At 68.4% G+C, this 18,691-nt stretch carries 16 protein-coding genes; 2 read left to right on the forward strand and 14 right to left on the reverse strand.

Annotation, left to right across the window (positions count from 1 at the left end; all coding sequences use genetic code 11):
* Positions 1-12: 12 nt before the first annotated feature.
* Together J3P31_RS20355 and J3P31_RS20360 are read right to left on the reverse strand one after the other, a co-directional pair.
* On the reverse strand, positions 13-1,299 hold the full coding sequence (locus tag J3P31_RS20355; protein ID WP_210530367.1) for a nitric oxide synthase oxygenase: 1,287 nt from the start codon (positions 1,297-1,299) through the stop codon (positions 13-15).
* Positions 1,299-2,750 carry a B12-binding domain-containing radical SAM protein gene (locus tag J3P31_RS20360; protein ID WP_210530368.1) on the reverse strand — a complete coding sequence of 484 codons (1,452 nt, stop codon included), beginning with the start codon at positions 2,748-2,750 and terminating at the stop codon, positions 1,299-1,301. Before J3P31_RS20360 ends, J3P31_RS20355 begins: the two co-directional genes overlap by 1 nt.
* Positions 2,751-3,058: 308 nt before the next feature.
* Here J3P31_RS20360 and J3P31_RS20365 point away from each other — a divergent pair, with 308 nt between their 5' ends.
* Positions 3,059-4,048, forward strand: coding sequence for a glycosyltransferase family 2 protein (locus J3P31_RS20365; protein ID WP_210530369.1), 990 nt, complete (start codon positions 3,059-3,061; stop codon positions 4,046-4,048).
* 144 nt (positions 4,049-4,192) lie between these two features.
* Here the strand turns inward: J3P31_RS20365 and J3P31_RS20370 are convergent, their stop codons facing one another.
* The 5 genes from J3P31_RS20370 to J3P31_RS20390 all read right to left on the reverse strand — a co-directional run bounded on the left by J3P31_RS20370 (position 4,193) and on the right by J3P31_RS20390 (position 10,296).
* Positions 4,193-5,413: a glycosyltransferase family 4 protein gene (locus J3P31_RS20370; RefSeq protein WP_210530370.1), complete on the reverse strand. Its 1,221-nt coding sequence runs from the start codon at positions 5,411-5,413 to the stop codon at positions 4,193-4,195.
* Between the two features lie 159 nt (positions 5,414-5,572).
* Positions 5,573-6,721 (reverse strand): galactonate dehydratase, encoded by a 1,149-nt coding sequence (gene dgoD, locus J3P31_RS20375; protein WP_210530371.1) that lies wholly within the window; start codon positions 6,719-6,721, stop codon positions 5,573-5,575.
* Positions 6,721-7,767, reverse strand: coding sequence for an ABC transporter permease (locus tag J3P31_RS20380; protein WP_210530372.1), 1,047 nt, complete (start codon positions 7,765-7,767; stop codon positions 6,721-6,723). Before J3P31_RS20380 ends, dgoD begins: the two co-directional genes overlap by 1 nt.
* The gene (locus tag J3P31_RS20385; RefSeq protein ID WP_210530373.1) at positions 7,764-9,266 is read right to left on the reverse strand and encodes a sugar ABC transporter ATP-binding protein; all 1,503 of its coding nucleotides are present in this window, start codon (positions 9,264-9,266) and stop codon (positions 7,764-7,766) included. The genes J3P31_RS20380 and J3P31_RS20385 overlap by 4 nt, the downstream gene beginning before the upstream one ends.
* Before the next feature lie 61 nt (positions 9,267-9,327).
* The gene (locus J3P31_RS20390; RefSeq protein WP_210530374.1) at positions 9,328-10,296 is read right to left on the reverse strand and encodes a substrate-binding domain-containing protein; all 969 of its coding nucleotides are present in this window, start codon (positions 10,294-10,296) and stop codon (positions 9,328-9,330) included.
* A 67-nt stretch (positions 10,297-10,363) separates the two neighbouring features.
* Here J3P31_RS20390 and J3P31_RS20395 point away from each other — a divergent pair, with 67 nt between their 5' ends.
* Entirely contained in the window at positions 10,364-11,134 is a 771-nt protein-coding gene (locus J3P31_RS20395) for an SDR family oxidoreductase (protein WP_210530375.1), read from the forward strand.
* Between the two features lie 175 nt (positions 11,135-11,309).
* Here the strand turns inward: J3P31_RS20395 and J3P31_RS20400 are convergent, their stop codons facing one another.
* From J3P31_RS20400 to J3P31_RS20430, 7 genes are all read right to left on the reverse strand, one after another.
* Entirely contained in the window at positions 11,310-12,140 is an 831-nt protein-coding gene (locus tag J3P31_RS20400) for a FadR/GntR family transcriptional regulator (RefSeq protein WP_210530376.1), read from the reverse strand.
* A gap of 148 nt (positions 12,141-12,288) precedes the next feature.
* Positions 12,289-13,344 carry an ABC transporter ATP-binding protein gene (locus J3P31_RS20405; RefSeq protein WP_210530377.1) on the reverse strand — a complete coding sequence of 352 codons (1,056 nt, stop codon included), beginning with the start codon at positions 13,342-13,344 and terminating at the stop codon, positions 12,289-12,291.
* Between the two features lie 3 nt (positions 13,345-13,347).
* Positions 13,348-14,187 (reverse strand): carbohydrate ABC transporter permease, encoded by an 840-nt coding sequence (locus J3P31_RS20410; protein ID WP_210530378.1) that lies wholly within the window; start codon positions 14,185-14,187, stop codon positions 13,348-13,350.
* Positions 14,187-15,119 carry a carbohydrate ABC transporter permease gene (locus J3P31_RS20415; protein WP_246849717.1) on the reverse strand — a complete coding sequence of 311 codons (933 nt, stop codon included), beginning with the start codon at positions 15,117-15,119 and terminating at the stop codon, positions 14,187-14,189. The genes J3P31_RS20410 and J3P31_RS20415 overlap by 1 nt, the downstream gene beginning before the upstream one ends.
* On the reverse strand, positions 15,116-16,387 hold the full coding sequence (locus tag J3P31_RS20420; protein ID WP_210530379.1) for an ABC transporter substrate-binding protein: 1,272 nt from the start codon (positions 16,385-16,387) through the stop codon (positions 15,116-15,118). The genes J3P31_RS20415 and J3P31_RS20420 overlap by 4 nt, the downstream gene beginning before the upstream one ends.
* A gap of 51 nt (positions 16,388-16,438) precedes the next feature.
* Positions 16,439-17,590, reverse strand: a complete 1,152-nt coding sequence (locus tag J3P31_RS20425; RefSeq protein ID WP_210530380.1) for an aminotransferase class I/II-fold pyridoxal phosphate-dependent enzyme — start codon at positions 17,588-17,590, stop codon at positions 16,439-16,441.
* The gene (locus tag J3P31_RS20430; protein WP_246849810.1) at positions 17,587-18,297 is read right to left on the reverse strand and encodes a FadR/GntR family transcriptional regulator; all 711 of its coding nucleotides are present in this window, start codon (positions 18,295-18,297) and stop codon (positions 17,587-17,589) included. Before J3P31_RS20430 ends, J3P31_RS20425 begins: the two co-directional genes overlap by 4 nt.
* Positions 18,298-18,691 lie beyond the last annotated feature (394 nt).

Genomic DNA, 18,691 nt, shown 5'->3' on the forward strand with positions numbered 1-18,691 from the left:
TCCAGGCCAGCCCTACCACGCCATGCGCTTCCAGAGCTTCCAGCGCCGCCTGAGCCGGTCGATCACCCGCTCCGGCAGCTTGCGATACCGGTCCCCATACCACGGCATCAGCCGTAATCCGTCGTCCACACGACTCGTGTAGTAGTTGGGCACGGGATGGAAGTTGCGCATCCGCAGGTGAAACACCTCGCAGGCCCCACTGGCCTGCGGGGGTACGATCCAACGCCAGTCGGCCGCGACCTGGCGGCCCTGCGCCTGCTCGCGGCGGTGGAACTCCATGAACTGGTCCGAGGCCGAATGGTGGTCCACCATCGTCACACCGGCTGCCTTGTAGGAGTGCAGCACCGCGCGATTGAGCTCGGTCAGCGCCGTGTCTCGCCAGAACGGGGCTTCTCCTGCCGCGTGACCAAGCCCCAACACCCGGGCCACCTCGGGGAGGAGATCGTATCGGTCGCGGTCCGCGAGGTTTCGCGAGGCGATCTCGGTGCACATGTAGAAGCCATTGAACGGTGCGCAGGGGTAGTCGATGCCCCCGATCGTCAGGATCATCCCGCTCACGCAGGGCACGGCATACCAGCGCAGGCCCAGGTCGGCGAGGGCCGCGTTCTCGGGATGCGTGATGGGCACCTCGCGCAGGGCCCCGGCCGGAAGCTCGAACATGACGCGCCGGTCCTGCGCATCGCGAACGAAATACGGCAGCAGATCGAAGCGGTCGGGCTCCCCCTCGGGGTGCCAGCCGAGCGATCGGGCGATGCGGGTGGCTTCCACGTTCCTCCGGTCGCCGATGACCGCGCCCCCTGCGACCGCGTGCCCGGCGTATTGCGTGATCTGCGCGCTTTCCACGAAGGCCGGCAGCGCCGTGCCCCGGACCGGCGCGAACACCGAGATCACCGAACGGACGCGACCATCGCCCAGCGCCTCCGTCATGTGTCCCGTGATCCGTTCGGCCATCGCCTCGGGCCCGGTCAGGGTCCGTGCGTCCACGACATCGAGGCTCTCCCAGAACAGCCGGCCAATGCAGCGTCCGTGGTTGCGCCACGCCAGCCTGGCACCAAAGGCGAGCTCCGCGGGGGTGTGCTCGTAGAACCCCTCGCACGACAGGCCGCGCCGGACCTCGGCCCAGCGTCGTTGGCGCACCTCGCGCGGGGCTCCGGTGGTGTCATGGAACGCATCAAGGAACGCGCGGGCCTCCTCGCGCCGCTCGAGAGCCGAAATCCGTCGCAGCCGCCGCTCCAGCGGACTGCTCCCCCGGGCGTAGTCCTGCCGGGCCACGCCGAACCGCGCGAGACGTCGCAGCATCACATCAGGCCATCGAACTGACGCGCGGTGTCCCGCAACGGGCGGCGGTTGATCTCATGCACGACCGCCAGGGCGCGCGCCTTGGCCCTGCGATAGCTGCGGTCGCCTGCATCTGGATTACGGTACTCCGCCCGGGCCCGTCGGTCCTCGGTCCGGCGCACCACCAGCGCGCCCAAGGCGCCCCCCTTCTCCATGACCTTCCTGAAGATCGGCGTGTCATGTTGCAGCGAGAAATCGTTGAAGCGGACCCGGTCGAGGTAGCGTGAATGGGCCTCCAGGAACCGGGCCGTGGCCTCCATGTCCGCGGCGGTCTCGCCGGGAAACCCCTTGAACATCGTGCAGCGCACGCTCAGTCCCGCGGCATGGGCGTCGCGGATGAACTCGGAGTTGCGTTCGACCGAAGCACCCTTCTGCATCAGGTCCAAGAGCCGCTGGCTTCCGGTCTCGAGCCCGAAGCTCACCCGCCGCATCCCGCCTGCAACCGCGGCGAACAGGTCCTGCCGCGACAGGCCGTTGTCCTGCCGCTGGTCCACATGGACGGTGCCGATCCATTCCGCCCCCCGAACGTAGCGGCCAAGCCCGTCGGCGATGCCACGGATCATGTCGGGATAGGAATTGAGCTTGAGATCGAGGAACAGGAAGTTGGTCGTGGCGTGCCGCCGGGCCTGCTCCTGCATCTCCAGCAGAACGTTCTCGACCGACCGGGTGCGGAACGTGCGCCCGCTGGCCGAGATCACGTCGCTGCAGAAGAGGCACTTGTCCCACTGGCACCCCCGCCCCGTCATCAGGGGGACGATCCGCACCGGATAGCGGTCCCAGGGAAAATCGGTGAAGTCGGCCATGGGCGTGGCGTCCAACTGGCGCAGGGGCGCCGCCGTGGTCCTCCGCGATCCGTCCGGCAGGGTAAGCCCGGCAAATCGGCCGATGTCCCCACCCGAGCATAGCGTCTCGACCATCTCCGGCAGATCGCGATCGGCCTCGGCTCCGACCACGCCCGCCAGCCCCGGGAGGCCCCGCCACGCTTCCGCAACATCGGCGACGTTGAACATCGGCCCGCCGAGCAGGACAGGTATACCCCGGGCGGCGGCGAGACGACCGATCTCACGGACCGTGTTGAAATGCTGGAGATAGGCCGACAGCAGGATTGCGTCCGGCCGGGCTTCGATGGCTTGCGCCACTTCGCGCAGGACCACGGGATGCAGCAACTCGTTGCGCCATGACCGCATCCGGCGCAGAGCATCGCGCACCGAGAGAACAGGCTGCCAGTCAGATAGATGGATGCGGCGCTGCGCGTGATCGAACCACGTCTCCCGGCGCTCGCGGGCCGTGGCTGGCACATCGTGGGCCAATGGGGAGATCAGCTGGACCTGATGACCGCGATTGCGGAGCGCCGCGACCAGAAGGCCGATGGCCAGAGTGGGAAAACTGGCGAAGTTGTTGAGGTCGACCATCAGGACCCGGTGGGCCTGGGGGAGCGCGGAGGAGCCATCGGGTCGGCTGGCGGGCGACGTCGCCCTTGCAGGACGGATAGCTCGGGGCTCCCTCACGGAACGATTCAACTGGCATACTCCGCTACTGTCTGGTCTCCGGCACCTCGACGGCCGGATCTCACAAGTTGCAATTCCGTGGGCCAAGCCAGAAGCGGCTCAAGGGAGGCTCTTAGGTTCAACTAAGCCGCTTCACCTGGACGACGATAGCCGCGACATTGCGCTGCGTGCCATTCCAATCGGATCAGCGCCGAGAGATTGTGGAGGTTTCATTGGTCCAGCCGGGCGAGGAGCGGAATCTTGAGACAGATCCGGACGTCTCCGTCCTCATCATCAGCTACAACACTCGTGATCTGACATGTGCCGCCCTTCGAAGCCTTGCCGCCGGGACCACAGCCCCCCACGAGGTGATCGTGGTCGACAATGCCTCGGAGGACGGTTCAGCCTCGAGGATCCGTCAGGAGTTCCCGGGCGTGCGCCTGATGGCGCTGCCGGCCAACATCGGATTCGGCCCCGGCAACAACCTGGCCGCGCAGGCGTCCAGAGCGCCGTACCTCCTCTTGCTCAATCCCGATACGGTCGTGCTGCCGGGCGCGGTCGACGCCCTGCTCGCATTCGCCCGGAGGCGCCCCGCTGCGCGGATTTGGGGAGGACGCACGATCTTCCAGGATGGACGGCTCAATCCCACGTCCTGCTGGCGCCGCATGACACTCTGGAGCGTGATCTGCCGCAGCTTGGGCCTGAGTGCCTCCTGGCCGGCTTCGAACCTGGCGAACCCGGAAGCCTACCCGAGGTTCGGTCGTGACCACGAACGGGAGGTCGACATCGTCACGGGGTGCTTCTTCCTGATCGAGCGCAGCCTGTGGGATGACCTCGGCGGCTTTGACCCGGCCTTCTTCGTCTACGGCGAGGAGGCCGATCTTTGCCTGAGAGCACGCGCGTTCGGGGCGCGTCCCACCTTCACGCCAGCAGCAACGATCGTTCACCTGAACGGTCAGTCCCAACAAGACGGCCCACGGGAAATCCAGTTGTTCGCAGCGCGGATCCGACTCGCGCGCAAACATTTCCCGGTCTGGCAGCAGCCTATCGCCGTTGCCCTGATCCGACTGGGGGCGGGTTCAAGATATGGACTGGCCCTGGCCCTCCAAGCGTTCCAGGTGAAGCGGCCAGGGTTCTTGCTCAAGAAAGAAGTATGGGCGAGTCGAGCGCAATGGTGGAACGGCTACCAGGGGGCCGGACAGGGAGATCAAGCCGGCGAGTGATTTCGCCATGCAGCGAAGCCCCGTGCCGGCAGCGCCCTGCGGATGCCCTGCGAACTCCGGCGCACCATCAGGGCGACCGGGAGGCCTGACCCCCGACGGCACAGATCGCCCCAGCTCCGAATGGTGACCAACCGGGGCGACGGCTCACGACAAAGCGGTCCTGTAGATGTCCAGCAGGCGCATCGACTTGCTGCTCCAAAGGTAATTCCGCCTGATATGCTCCAGGGAACTCCGTGACATCCGTTCGAGCTGGCTCCGATCATCGTGAAGCGCGGAGATGGCTTGGGCGATCTCCTTCGCCATCCCCCAGCTTTCCTGGGGTCGGACGAGAATGGCTGATCCTCGATCAACCAGTTCAGCCGGCCCGCCATAATCGACCGTGACGATCGGCAACCCGGATGACATCGCCTCGATGAGAACGCCGCCCGAAGCCTCGCGGAAGCTCGGGAAGATGAAGACGTCAGCGCTCCTGTATTGCTCTCGGACCTGATCCGGCCCGAGACGCCCCAACATCCTGACGCGATCACCCAGGCGCAACTGCTCGATCTCAGCGCAGGTATCATCGAAGTCAGGACCCGAGCCCACGATCCTGCAGACGAGCTTGACGTGAGGCTGAACCAGCGAGATCGCCCGCACCAGCTCTCTCGCCCCTTTCGTTCTCACCAGCCGGCCAACGAACAGGATGTTCAGGGTATCGTGACGGAACGATCGCGCGACGCCCTGCAAGACATCCGGTCGCTCGATCCCGTGTTCGCTCAGAACCGTGAAACGGCCCCTCGTGACCGCCTTCAGGGTCTCGCCAATGTAGGAGGTACCTCCGATGACCAGGCGGGCGCGGCTGAAGGATCTTCGCAGGGCTGGGCTGTATCGCAGACGGAATTCATCAAGACCGCGCAGATTCATGTAGCTCGGCTCCTTCGCCATCTCGACACGGAGCGCGACGGGGGTTTTCAGGCTGCCGTTGACGGGGCCGATGATGTAAGGAACGGTGAAATGCCGCGCCGGGCTGGGATACCTGATCGACATCGGCGTGACCTGATGGACCAGGTCGAACGGCTGCTCGCTCATCAGGCGCTTTATTACACCTTTGGCCTTTCTTTCGAAGATGAAATACTCTGGCAGCGCGACCGAGGCCAGGCGTTGGGGGAATGCACGCGGGCGTTCCGCCTTGATCTCAACGACCTGGAAATTGGGCAGCGCCGCCTCCAGGTCGCGGGTATGGCGGTCCTGCCGCTTCAGGATCACTCCGGTGACGTGCGACCTGACCGATGCGATCAGATCATACGCCTGCCGTGGCTCCGATATCGAATCTATCCCGACGTACGGAGCGACATAGAGGATCCTGATCGGCTGTGGGAACGACATTGCACGCGATCTTTCAGGTTGCGGGAGACCAAGCAGGATTGTTTGCCCTGGCCCCCGTCACCCACCCGGGGGTGACCGAAATCGTATGAGCCCGGTCGAGCCCCTCCTCCGCATCGAACAGCGCAAACAGGACGCAGTGGACGCCCGTGACGTTGGGCGTCACCATTCGGCGATGGACCCGTCCCGGTGCCGCCAGACCGGCGCGCGCCAGCGGTGGCCCCGCTCGGCCGCAGCCACGACCGCCGCCTCGTCCACCTCGATCCCGAGGCCCGGCCCCGTGGGGACGTGCAGGAACCCGTCCCGGAGCGTGAGGTCGTTCCCCGGCAGGAGGTAGTCCGTCACCTCCCCCCCGGTGTTGTAGTGGATGCCGAGGCTCTGCTCCTGGATGAAGGCGTTGTGGCAGACGGCGTCCACTTGCAGGCAGGCCGCCAGCGCGATGGGGCCGAGCGGGCAATGCGGCGCGAGCGCCACGTCATAGGCCTCGGCCCAGGACCCGATCCGCACCGTCTCGGAAATGCCTCCCACATGCGCCGGGTCCGGGTTGATGACCTGCGCGATGCGCCGCTCGAAGAGGTGCTTGAACTCCGACCGGTTGTGCATCCGCTCCCCGAAGCAGAGCGGGATGGAGGTGAGGCGCGACAGCCCCTCCGCCTCCTCCACCGCGCCCGCCGCCACGGCGTCCTCGACGAACAGCGGCCGCAGCGGCTCCAGCTCCCGCAGCAGCACGCGCGCCATCGGCAGGTGCACCCGCCCGTGGAAGTCAAAGGCGAGGTCCATCCGCGTCCCCACCGCCTCGCGCAAGCCGAACAGATTGCGGATCACGGCGTCCACCTTGGCGTGGGTGTCCACGATCTGCATTTCGTCGCAGATGTTGAACTTGCAGGCGTCGAACCCCCGCGCCATGAGTGCCTCGGCCCCCTGGAGGAGATCGCGGGGCCGGTCGCCCCCGATCCAAGCGTAGCTCCGCACCCGGTCCCGCACCGGACCGCCCAGGAGCGCGTGGATCGGCTGGCCCAGCGCCCGCCCCTTGATGTCCCAGAGCGCCGTGTCGATCCCCGCGAGCGCGCTCATCAGCACCGGCCCGCCACGGTAGCAGCCATTGCGATACAGCGTCTGCCAGATGTCGCCGATCCGGCTCGGGTCCTGGCCGATCAGGACATCCCCGAACTCGGCGACCTGGGTCGCCAGCGTCTCGGCGTGCCCCTCCAGCACCGGCTCGCCCCAGCCCGAGACGCCCTCGTCGGTCTCGATCTTCAGGAACAGCCAGCGGGGCGGGACGAGAAAGGTCTTGAGGGCCGTGATCCGCATCAGCCCTGCCCCGCCGCCGTGAGCCGCGCCTGCCGCCGCTCGGCCCGGACCATGCGCCACTGCCCGATGGCCACGGCGACGACCAGCAGCAGACCCTTCGCGACAAGCTGGTAAAAGGTCTGAATGCCCAAAAGGTTCATCCCGTTCGACAGCACCGCGAGCAGCAGGACCGCGAGCATCGTCCCCGCGACCGTCCCCTTGCCCCCCGCCAGCAGCGCGCCACCCAAGAAGACCGAGGTGATGGCCTCCAGCTCCAGCCCCGTCCCCGCCTGCGGCTGCCCGGAGGAGGTCCGCGCCACCAGGATCACCCCGGCTAGGCCCGAGAGCGCCCCCGCAATGGTGTAGATGGCAAGGCGCATCCGGTTGAGGTCGATCCCCGCCAGACGCGCCGCCGCCGGGTTGCCGCCCATCGAGTAGATGGACCGCCCGAACACCGTCTGAGACATGATGAAGTGCCCAACCACGGCCGCCACCGCCATGATGAGGAAGGCGATCGGCAGGCCCGGGAAGCCCCCGAACTGGAACAGCCGGCCCGAGCCCAGGAGCGCGAAGGTCGGGTCCAGCACGCCCACCGGCTTCCCCTCCGGCGCGATGAGGAAGGCCACCCCGCGAAAGGCCGACAGCGTCGCCAGCGTCGCCACCACCGGGTTCACCCGTAGGTAGTTGATGATCGACGCGTTCACGAGGCCCAGAAGCGCGCCCATCGCGAGGCCCCCCGCGACCCCGCCGACCAGCGTCCCAGCCTGCGTCACCAGCAGCGCGCAGACCACCCCGGCGACACCCGCGATGGCCCCCGCCGAGATGTCGAGCCCCGCCGACACGATCACCATGGTCATGCCCACGGCCACGAGCCCCGTCACGGCCATGTTCTGCGCGATGTTGAGCATGTTGCGCGAGGAGAAGAAGGCGTCCGACTGCGACGCGATCAGCGCCACGAGGAGCGCGAGCGCGATGAGCAGCGACAGGTTCTCCGCCCCCACCGCCTCCAGCGCCCTCTGGCCCGCCCCCTTGCGCGCGCGGTTGTCCCGCGCCTCCGCTACGCTCATGCCGCCATTCCCTTGCCCAGCGCGTAGGAGACCACGATCTCCTCGGTCGCGTCCTTCTTCTCGATGACGGGCGACAGCCGCCCGCCGCTCATCACCACGATCCGGTCCGACAGCGCCAGGAGCTCCGGCATCTCGGAGGAGATCAGCATGATCGCCATGCCATCCCGTGCGAGGCGGTCGATCAGCCGGTAGATCTCGGCCTTGGCGCCCACGTCCACGGCCCGCGTGGGCTCGTCGAGGATCAGGAGGCGCGGCCCGGCGGCCAGCCAGCGCGACAGCACGACCTTCTGCTGGTTGCCACCCGACAGCTTGCCGACCTCCTGCTCCATCGAGGGCGTCTTCACGTCCAGCGCCCGGATCACCGGGGCGACCTTCTCGACCATGCGCCGGTCGCTGAGGACGCCCCAGCGCGACAGCCGACGGTAGACCGCCATGGAGGCGTTCTCGATGACGCTCCGCACCAGGATCAGCCCCTCGGCCTTGCGGTTCTCGGGCGCGAAGCCGATGTCCGCCGCGATGGCATCCGACGGTGAGCGGATGTCCCGCTCCCGCCCCAGCAGGCGGACCGTGCCCCCGGCGCGCGGGTATTCTCCGAACAGGACCTTGGCGAGCTCGGTCCGGCCTGCTCCGACGAGGCCGCCAAAGCCCAGGATCTCGCCCGCTCGGATGGAAAAGCTCACGTCCCGGTGCCAGCGGCTCGACAGGTGGCTCACCTCCAGCACGACCTCGGGGCGGGTCGTCTCCTCGCGCCGGAAATCGTGGACCAGCTCGCGCCCGACCATGTAGCGGACGATCTCGTCCTCGCTGGTCCGGGCCGTGACAAGGTTCCCCGTCACCCGCCCGTCCTTGAGCACGACCACGCGGTCCGAGATGGCGAGCACCTCCTTGAGGCGATGCGAGACGTAGATGATTCCGAGCCCCTCGGCCTTGAGCTGCCGGATGAGCTGGAACAGCCGCTCCACCTCGTCCGAGGTGAGCGAGGAAGTAGGCTCGTCGAAGGCCACGACCTTCACGCCGGGCTTCAGCGCCGAGACGATCTCCACGATGTGCGTCTGCGCGGGCGACAGCGACCGCCCCGCCTGGTCGGGGTCCACGAGGCCCTTGAAACCATAGCGCCGGAGCTGCGCCGCCATGGCCTCGCGCATCGCGCCGTGGTCCACGCGACCCAGGGAGCGGCGCGGATACTCCCCCACGAACACGTTCTCGGCGGCCGAGATGTCGGGCACGATCTCGGGCTCCTGCCGCACCAGCCGAAAGCCTGCGCGGCGCGCCTCCAGCGGCGAGGCGTGGGAGACTTCGGCGCCGCCGAGGCTCACCGTCCCCTCGTCCAGCCGGTAGTCGCCGGACAGGATCTTGAGGAGCGTGCTCTTGCCCGCCCCGTTCTCGCCCACCAGGGCCACGACCTCGCCGGGCGCGACCGTGAGCGACACGTCGGCCAAGGCGCGCACGCCGGGGAACGATTTTCCGACATGGGCGACGTCGAGGATGGATGCGGTCATGAATGGGTCCGAACCGAAGGGCGGGCCCGCGACAGGCCCGCCTGGAACGATGTCATCGGCCTCAGCCACAGGGCATGGTCGCTTCCCAGTTCTCGGGCGTGACCATGGTGGTGTTGGCGACCGTCTCGGGCGGGAGCGGCGTCCCGTTCTCGATGTGGGCGATCAGCGCCTCGGCCGCCGCCTTGCCCACGTCCACGCCCGACAGGTACAGCGCCGAGCGGAAGCCGGTGTCGATGCCTTCCTTCCAGGGGCGGCAGGCCTCATAGGCGCCCAGGCCCACGGCGATCACCGAGGCCGGCTCGTAGCTCGCGTTCCGCAGCGCGTTGACGACGCCCAGGACGCCCTCGTCGTTGCAGCCCACCACCACGAAGTTGTTGATCCCCGAATTCGCGGTGATGACCGGTCCGGCGGCGGTCAGCGCCACGTCGGTGGTCCCATCGTAGGGCACGGTGATGAGCTTGTCGTCGGTGACGCCGGCAGCGCGAAGCTGCTCGCGCTCGGCGTTGGTGCGATCCATGCAGACCGACAGCGTCGAGACCTCGACCACGAGGACGCCGTAGTCGCCCGAATCGAGCCAGCCCGACCCTTGGAGCAGCTCCGCCGCCGACTGGCCGACCTTGGTGCCCATGTCGGTGCCGTTGAAGCCCACGAAGGGCACGGCGGCCCCAGCTTCGTCCTGGATCGCGTCGTCGGTCGCCACCAGCGGCACGTTCGCGTCCGCCGCCGCCTTCGCGATGGCCGGCCCGAGCGACTGGTCCGGCACGGTGATGCCGATGCCCTTGGCGCCCGCCGCGATGGCGTCGGACACCGCGCTGACTGCGAGGTTGGAATCCAGTTCCACATTGATGGTCTGGGCCTGATAGCCGGCCGCCTCGGCGGCCTCGGTGAAGCCCTGCGCCTGGTCGATGAAGTACTGCTGGGTGCCCGACTTGTAGATGGCGACCAGCAGGCCCTTGCTCTCCTGCGCCGTAACGCCGGACGCGGCGACGGCAAGGCCCAGCACGGCAGCCGCCGTTCTGCGGAAGTGCATTGTTTCCTCCCTGGGATGTGTTCTTATGCGCCCGAGTATGGCTGTTTATCAGACAAAGGCAAGTCGCATGGGCCGGTTGGGAGGCAAGGTCGCGCTGGTGACGGGCGCGGCCCGGGGGATCGGGGCGGCCATCGCTCGGCGCTTTGCCGAGGAGGGCGCGACGGTGGTGCTGGCCGACCTCGACGGCGCCGAGGACGAGGCGCGGGCCATCACGGAAGCGACCAAAGCGGTGACGCTGGGACTTCGGTGCGACGTGGCCGATCCGGGGTCGGTGAAGGTGATGCACGAGACTGCCGTAGCGCGGGTCGGGGGGATCGACGTGCTGGTGAACAACGCCGGGATCAACGTCTTTCGCGAGCCGCTCGCCATGATGGACGAGGACTGGCGGCGCTGCATGGCGGTGGACCTCGAAGGGGCGTGGCACTGCTCGCGCGCCGTGTTGCCGGGGATGCTGGCGAAGCGGCACGGGAGCATCGTCAACATCATCTCGAACCACGCCTTCACGGTCATCCGGGGCACCTTCCCGTACCCGGTGGCCAAGCACGCGCTCCTTGGCATGACGCGGGCGCTGGGGCTGGAGTATGCGGCGCAGGGCGTGACGGTGAACGCGATCTCGCCCGGCTACACCGAAACGCCCGCCGTGGCCGCCTACTTCGCGAGCCAGCCCGACCCGGAGGCGTTCCGCGCCGAGGTGGAGGCCAAGCAGCCGCCGGGGCGGCTCTGCCGGCCCGAGGAGGTGGCGGCGGTAGCGGTGCTGCTCGCCTCGGACGAGGCGCGGTTCATCGTGGGCGAGAACATCGTGATCGACGGCGGCGTGTCGATCCGGATGTACGAATGAGCGGAAGGCGCAGCTTCCCCTACCCCGCCGGGTGGCCTCCCGCGGACGGGGTCAAGATGGCATGGAAAGGTTGAGGAAAGACTAATGATCGGTGGGACGGTCGTAGGGTGCGCTTCAACGCACCAATTCGCGGCCCCCGTGCCATGGTGCGCTGAAGCGCACCCTACGGCGAGCCCTACCGCCCCGCCTTCGCCAGCCCCTCCTGCGCGTCCTCCATGGCCCGTGCCACCAGCGCGCGCATGGCCTGCGCGGCGCCGTCGGCGTCGCCCTCGAGCCAGGCGGCCATGACCTCGGCGTGGTGGCGGTGGCCGTCCTCCATGCCGATCATCTCGGTCTCGTAGCCCCGCGCCCGCATCTGAAGGTCGAAGAGGAGCCGCAGCGCCGCCTCGATGACGTTGAAGAGCTGGCCCAGCAGCGGGGACTCGACGGCGGCGAGGAAGGCGCGGTGGAACTCCAGGTCGGTCTCGATGAAGCGGCGGCGGCGCTCCGCGAGGTCGGGGTCCTCGTTCAGGAATACCTCCACCTTGGCGTCCCAGGCGGCGTGGATGCGGGCGCGGGCCTCGGGCGAGGCGAACAGGGTCGCCTCGCGCACCACGCCGGGCTCGAGCACGGCGCGGACGCGGAGGAGTTCAAGGAGAAGGTCCCGCGTGTCGCCGGCCTTGATGCGCCAGTCCATCACGTCGGCGTCGAGGAGCCGCCACTCCTCGCGCGGGAGGACGCGGGTGCCGTCCGAGGTGCGGCTGCGGATCAGGCCCTTGGCGCCCAGGATGCGGAACGCCTCGCGCACGACGGACCGTCCGACGCCCAGCTCCTCCACGAGGTCGCTTTCGCGCGGGAGGGCGTCACCCGGCTTCCACTCCTGGCCGACGATGCGGCGGCCCAGTTCGGCGACGGTCGAGCCGAGGATGCCGCGGAACTCGATGACCCCGTCGAGCTGGCCCGCGCGGCGGGTGGATCGGCGCGCGCCGGCACGTTCCTCGGCCACCACTCCGTCCCGCTTCGCCATGGGTCCTCCGGTCCTGCTTTGACAGTTTATCAGATGAAGCGGGAACAACCCAAGAGAGACCTTGGCCGCGTCCCAGTGCGCATAGCGGCGAATGGGACGCGGGGCCATTCCGGCCTGGGACGGTCGGGGATGGGTGTGTCGGGAACGCCTAGCGCCCGACGGGGACGCGACGGCCCTCGGCGTCGAAGGGATGGAGGCGGGCGAGGTCGGGGGTCAGGACCACCGAGGAGCCCAGGGCCAGGTTCACGTCGCCATGGACGCGGGCGAGGAGCGGGCCGACGCCGGGCGCCTCGCAGAACAGGTTGGTGTCCGAGCCCAGGCGCTCGATCAGCTGGACCTCGGCGCGGAGGCCGGCGCCGTCGCCGTCGGGGGCGACGTGCAGGTGCTCGGGCCGGATGCCGAGGGCGCGGGCGCCAAGGGGCGCAGGCCAGACGGTGCCGTCGGCGAGGCGCAGGCCGTCCGGGACCGGCGTCCCTTCGACGATGTTCATGGTGGGCGAGCCGATGAAGCCCGCGACGAAGCGGTTTGCGGGACGCTCGTAAAGGTCCATGGGCGTGCCGACCTGCTGGATGCGGCCCGCGTTCATCACCACGATGCGGTCGGCCAAGGTCATGGCCTCGACCTGGTCGTGGGTGACGTAGACGGTGGTGGCGCCGATGCGGTGGTGGAGGCGCGCGATCTCCAGCCGCATCTCGACCCGCAAGGCGGCGTCGAGGTTGGAGAGCGGCTCGTCGAAAAGAAAGGCCTGGGGCTGGCGGACGATGGCGCGGCCCATGGCGACACGCTGGCGCTGGCCACCGGACAGGGCGCGGGGGTAGCGGTCAAGGAGCTTCCCAAGCCCAAGCACCTCGGCGGCGCGGGCGACGGGGCCGGCGCGTTCGGCCTTGGGGCGGTGGGCGATCTCCATGGGAAAGCCCATGTTCCGCGCCACGGTCATGTGGGGGTAGAGGGCATAGCTCTGGAACACCATGGCGATGTCGCGCCCGCGCGGGGGGACCTCGTTCATGCGGCGGCCGCCGATGCGGAGCTCTCCGGCGGTGATCGGCTCCAGCCCCGCGATCATGCGGAGCAGGGTGGACTTGCCGCAGCCGGAGGGGCCGACGAGGACGACGAACTCCCCCTCCCCCACCGCGAGGTCCACGTCGCGCAGCACCTCGACGCCCCCGTAGGACTTGGCGATGCCGGAAAGTTCGATGCCTGCCATGGATCAGCCCTTCACCGCGCCCGAGGTGAGGCCCTGGACGAGGTAGCGTTGGATGAAGGCGAAGAAGAGGCAGGAGGGCACGAGCGCGAGGACGCCCGCCGCCATCATCTGCCCCCAGTCCACCGAGAACTTGGAGACGAAGTTGAGGAGGCCCACGGGGAAGGTCATGCTTTCCTCCTTGCGGATGAGCATGAGGGCGAAAAGGATCTCGCTCCACGCCGCGGTGAAGACGAAGCCCAGCGTCGCGCCGAGGCCGGGGAGGGTCAGGGGCAGGATCACCTTGCGGAGCGCCTGCATCCGCGTGCAGCCGTCGATCATCGCGGCCTCCTCCAGGTCCTTGGGGATGCCGTCGAAGAAGGACTGCATCAGGAAGAGGGCGAAGGGGATGTTGAAGGCGGTGTAGGTGACGATCAGCGAGGGCAGCGTGTTGAGCAGCCCGAGCGACGCCACGATCCGGTAGATCGGCGCGATGATGATGAGGAGCGGGAACATCTGCGTCAGCAGGAGGAGCGCCGAGACCAGCCGCTTGCCCCGGAAGTCGAAGCGCGAGAAGGCATAGCCGCCGCCCGCCGCGATGACCGCCGTGATGGCGGCGGTGGACAGCGACACGATCACCGAGTTGCCGAAGAAGCGCAGGAAGTCCGAGCCCAGGACCTCGCGGAAGTTGTCCCAGGTGGCGGCCGAGGGCCAGTAGCGGGTGCCTTCGGAGTAGATGAGCCGGTCGGGCGTGACCGCGATCTTCACCAGCCAGTAGAGCGGAAAGAGCGCGAAGGCGACGTAGGCCGCGAGGGCGAGGTATTTCCCCGCGACCAGCGCCGGATGGGGGCGACCGAGGGCGGCCATCAGCGGCGCACCAGCCGCGACCGCACCGCGAGCAGGATCGCGGCATAGATCATGAGAAGCGCCAGAAGGACCACTGCGATGGCCGAGGCGTGCCCGAAGTCCAGCCGCTTGAAGGCCGTGGTGAAGATGTAGGAGGACAGGATCTGCGTGGAGTTGGCGGGGCCGCCGCCGGTCATCACGTAGATCAGGTCCGCGAAGTTGGCGATCCAGATGGTCCGCAGCATCACCGTGATGACGATCATGGGCGCGAGGAAGGGCAGCGTGATCTTGGTGAAGCTCTGCCAGCCTGAGGCGCCGTCGATCTCGGCGGCCTCGTAGAGTTCGGACGGGATCGCGGACAGGGCAGCGAGGAGCGTGATGGCGAAGAACGGGACGCCGTACCAGACATTGGCCAGGATAGGACCCCAGAGCGCGGTGTCGGGGTTGCCGAGGATGTTGTAGGGCTCCTCGATGAGGCCGAGGCCGGAAAGCCAGTAGGGGACTGGCCCGATGACCGGGTTGAGGAGCCAGGAGAAGGTCAGCGCGGTCAGGAAGGTCGGCACCGCCCAGGGCAGGAACACGAGCGCCTGCACCAGCTTCTTTCCGTGGAACCGGGTGTTGAGGAGCAGCGCCAGGCCGAGGCCGCCGGCGAACTGGAGCGTGACGCTCGCCCCCGTCCAGACCAGCGTGTTGCGGAGCGCGCGCCAGAACTGCGGGTCGGCCCAGAGGTCCTGGAAGTTGTCGAGGCCCACCCATTTCGCGGCGCCGGGACGCAGCAGGTTGAACTCCTGGAAGGCGTAGCCGAGCCCGATGGCGAGCGGCAGCAGCATCACCCCGCCGATGAGCAGCAGGGAGGGAAGGAGGTAGAGCCAGGGCTCTGCCACCATCCCGAGATAGGCGCGGCTGAGGCGCCCCCGGGTTCCCCCGGGGGTGTCGGTCAGGGCGGCGCTCAATTGCCCCCCGCGTCCTTGTACTTGGTGTATTCGGCGGTCAGGTACTCGGCCCACTGGTCGGCCATCTCCTGCGCGGTGATCTGGCCCAGGAGCGCCTGCTGCGCCGTCTCGATGGAGAGCTGGTCGGCGAAGTAGCCGAAGCCTTCGAGGTAGGACGGCATGGACAGCGGGATGTAGGTGTCGGGGTTGTTCAGCTCCTCGAACCAGCCGGCGAACTGGGGCGTGTGGAAGTACGGGTCCTGGTCGGCGCCCTGGTGGATCGGGATCACGCCCACGCGCTTGGCCCAGGTGGAGTTCGACTCGGGCGAGGACAGGTGCGCCACGAGGCTCCAGGCCTCGTCGGGGCTTTCGGTGGTGTTGAAGATCGACCAGCCGGCGTAACCGATGGTCGGGAAGGCGCGGCCGCCGGGGCCCACGGGCATGGGCATCACGGCGAAGGTGTCCGGGTCCATCTGGTCGGCGATGCCGATGAGGGCGTCCGGGTCCTGGTCGAGGAAGGCGCAGGTGCCCGAGTAGAAGCCCGCGACGATCTCGTTGAAGCCCCAGTTGATGCTGTCGCGGGGCGCCGCGCCCGAGGTGTAAAGGTCGATCAGCATCTGAAGGCCCTGGACGGCGCCCGGCTGGTTGATCGTGGACTGGCCGTTCTCGTCGAAGAACTCCGGATTGTCGTTCATCGCGGCGGCGAACATCATCCAGCCGTTGGTGCCGCCGGGGCCGCCGCGCAGGCAGTAGCCGGATTTGCCCTCGATCTGGCTCACCGCGTTGGCGGCGGCCACGAACTCCTCCATGGTCTTGGGCGGCTCGGCGACGCCCGCCTGCTGGAGCAGGTCCTTGTTGTAGAACATGGCCCGCAGATAGAAGCCGTAGGGGATCATCTCGAGCTTGCCTGCGGCGGTCATGCTGCCCATGCGGACCGTCTGCTCGGTCAGCGTGGCGCCGTTCTCCCACTTCTCGACATAGGGCCCAAGGTCGGTGAGCTGGCCCGCGGCGGAATACTGGGCCATCCAGCGTTCGGGCATCTCGACGACGTCGGGGATGTCGCCGCCCGCGACCATGGTGGCCAGCGTCTCGAAGGCCTGGCCCCAGGGCAGCGAGACGATCTCGACGGTGTTGCCGGTCTCCTGCTCCCAGGCGGACACGAGGCCCTGGAGGACCTCGGTCCGCTCGGGCGAGGTGATGACCTCGACCAGGGTGAGGTCGGCGGCGGGGGCCGCTCCGGCCAGGAGCGCGAGCGCGGCGCCGGCGAGCAGGGTAGATTTCAGAGTCATGCGGGTCCTCCCAGGGGTTGGTGATGCGGCCTCTTGGTGGGCCTGGTGGTTTCAGGTGGCGGCAGCCTCCACCGCGGCGGAGAAGTCGGCCCAAAGATCCTCGGCGTCCTCCAGCCCCAGCGACAGACGGACAAGGCGGGGCGAGACGCCGAAGCGCTGGGGGGCGTTCTTTTCGCCCGCCTGCTTCAGCGTGATGGCGGCGGGGACGATCAGGCTCTCGAAGCCGCCCCAGCTCACGCCCAGGCGGAAGTGCTGGAGGGCGTCGGCGAGGCGGGGGATGTCGATGCCCTCGGCCAGTTCGATCGAAAGGAGGCCGGAGCGGCCAGTGAGGCCCGGCGTGGAGTTCGGGCCAGGGGAACGGACGCGCGTGACCTGCGGCAGGGTCGCGAGGCGGTCGACGAAGAGGTTCGCGGTCGCCTCGTGCATCCGCATCCGGGGGACCAGCGTGCGCAGGCCGCGCACGAGGAGCCAGGCCTCGAACGGGGCGAGCTTGGCGCCAAGGAGGGGCAGCGTCAGGTCGCGCAGGCGTGCGATGAGCGCCGAGGAGGCCACGGCCACGCCCGCCACGGTGTCGGAATGGCCCGAGATGTACTTGGAGGCCGAATGGACCACGACGTCGATGCCGGATTCCAGCGGGCGCTGGTGGAGCGGCGTGGCCCAGGAATTGTCGAGGACGGTGAGGGTCCCATGCCGCCGCGCGTTCTCGGCGGCGCGGGGGAGGTCGATGACCTCCATCACCATGGAAGTGGGGCTTTCGAGATAGGCGAGGGTCACGCCCCGGAGGAGGTCCGGGTCCTCGGCAAAGGCCTGGGGCGGATGGTAGGTGACCTCGACCCCCATGGGCCGCAGCACCCGTTCGAGGAGGCGGTAGCTGTCGGGGTAGACGTGCTCCACGCAGGCCACTCGGTCGCCGGGGTTCACGAGCGCGAGGACGGTGGCCGAGATCGCGCCCATGCCGCTGGCGAAGGCGACGGCGGCCCCGCCCCCTTCGAGGTCGGCCATCATCTGCTCGAAGGCGGCGACGGTCGGGTTCTGGACACGGGTGTAGAGCGGCTCGGCGGATTGGCCCATCATCCGCGCCTCGAAGGCCGCGTAATCGTCGAAGGCGAAGAGCGAGGTCTGGTGAATGGGCGGGGTGATGGGGCCCGAGCCTTCGGCCCAGGGCTTGGCGAGACGGGTGGCAAGGGACGGGCGGCCGGTCATTGAGGTCCTTCCATGACGGCGCGGGCGGCCGCTTCGGTGTCGTCGAGGATCCGGGTCATGAGGGTCGCAGCCTCCTCCCCCTGCCCGGCCACCACGGCCTCGGCCAGGGCGCGGTGCATGGGGATCGTGTCGGAGCCCAGGTGGGACATCCCGAAGGGCGTCTCGTAGATCGTGTCGAAGGCCCGCTGGAGCTGGGTGATGAGCTGCCCGAAGAGCGGGTTGCCGGTCGAGTCGTGGATGGCGGCATGGAAGGCCCTGTCGGCCGCGCGCCAGTCGGCCCCGGCTTCGTGCTGCGCCATGAGGTCGAGCATCCGGGCCACGATGCGGTCCCGCGCGGCGGGCGAGGCATCGCGGGCGGCAAGGCGCACGGCCTCGACCTCCAGGGGCCGCCGGACCGCCAGGGTCCGCAGCAGGCTTTCGGCCTCCACCGTCACGGTCAGGGGCAGATGCAGGGTCCGCCCCGTGACAGGCGCCGCAAGAACGGTCCCGGCGCCCTTGTTGCGGCTGACGATGCCGACGCGCGTCCAGGCGGTCAGCACCTCGCGCAGGCGGTGGCGGCTGACGCCAAGGCGGCGGGCGAGGTCCAATTCGGTCGGGAGGCGGTCGCCGGGCCTGATCCCCTCGGCCACGATGAGCGCGACAAGGTCATCCATGACGTCGCGGCTGACATGCGTCGCGCGGGCAAGGGTGACAGGTCCGTCCATCATCGCTCCATCTGTTGGGGTTAGTCTGCCTCCTTGTCCGACAAGGTCAACGATTATGTTGGACAAAGATCGCGGTCAGGGCACCATGTCGACCACGGGTCCGATGCGATCGAAGGGTTTGAGGCCGCCGTTACCTTCCAGCCGTCGACTGGCCTTCCACGATGCCAGACCGGGCTGGAATGGCCCCCGCCGTCGCGAGCCTGGGCGTTGATGCGGTCGACGCGGGCGAAACCTCAGAACCCGCTGATCAGCTCGATTCTGGAACCTTCCGAGAAACGGCCAAGCCGGACGGCCGTTGGGTCCACCAGGTGTTGATTTCGGCTGAGAGCTGACCCGGGTGGACCGGGAATTTCCACTGAGAAGTGACCCATGTTCGAACTTCCCCTGGCTGGGCATC

It is taken from the genome of Rubellimicrobium arenae, assembly GCF_017916275.1.
GTDB classification, from domain to species: Bacteria; Pseudomonadota; Alphaproteobacteria; order Rhodobacterales; family Rhodobacteraceae; genus Rubellimicrobium; species Rubellimicrobium arenae.

Coding starts and splice junctions, on each gene's coding strand:
- J3P31_RS20410 (WP_210530378.1), bottom strand. CDS start 14,187: ATGGCCGCCCTCGGTCGCCCCCATCCGGCGCTGGTCGCGGGGAAATAC.
- J3P31_RS20395 (WP_210530375.1), top strand. CDS start 10,364: ATGGGCCGGTTGGGAGGCAAGGTCGCGCTGGTGACGGGCGCGGCCCGG.
- J3P31_RS20385 (WP_210530373.1), bottom strand. CDS start 9,266: ATGACCGCATCCATCCTCGACGTCGCCCATGTCGGAAAATCGTTCCCC.
- J3P31_RS20420 (WP_210530379.1), bottom strand. CDS start 16,387: ATGACTCTGAAATCTACCCTGCTCGCCGGCGCCGCGCTCGCGCTCCTG.
- J3P31_RS20390 (WP_210530374.1), bottom strand. CDS start 10,296: ATGCACTTCCGCAGAACGGCGGCTGCCGTGCTGGGCCTTGCCGTCGCC.
- J3P31_RS20405 (WP_210530377.1), bottom strand. CDS start 13,344: ATGGCAGGCATCGAACTTTCCGGCATCGCCAAGTCCTACGGGGGCGTC.
- J3P31_RS20355 (WP_210530367.1), bottom strand. CDS start 1,299: ATGCTGCGACGTCTCGCGCGGTTCGGCGTGGCCCGGCAGGACTACGCC.
- J3P31_RS20360 (WP_210530368.1), bottom strand. CDS start 2,750: ATGGTCGACCTCAACAACTTCGCCAGTTTTCCCACTCTGGCCATCGGC.
- J3P31_RS20370 (WP_210530370.1), bottom strand. CDS start 5,413: ATGTCGTTCCCACAGCCGATCAGGATCCTCTATGTCGCTCCGTACGTC.
- dgoD (WP_210530371.1), bottom strand. CDS start 6,721: ATGCGGATCACGGCCCTCAAGACCTTTCTCGTCCCGCCCCGCTGGCTG.
- J3P31_RS20380 (WP_210530372.1), bottom strand. CDS start 7,767: ATGAGCGTAGCGGAGGCGCGGGACAACCGCGCGCGCAAGGGGGCGGGC.
- J3P31_RS20400 (WP_210530376.1), bottom strand. CDS start 12,140: ATGGCGAAGCGGGACGGAGTGGTGGCCGAGGAACGTGCCGGCGCGCGC.
- J3P31_RS20430 (WP_246849810.1), bottom strand. CDS start 18,297: ATGATGGACGGACCTGTCACCCTTGCCCGCGCGACGCATGTCAGCCGC.
- J3P31_RS20425 (WP_210530380.1), bottom strand. CDS start 17,590: ATGACCGGCCGCCCGTCCCTTGCCACCCGTCTCGCCAAGCCCTGGGCC.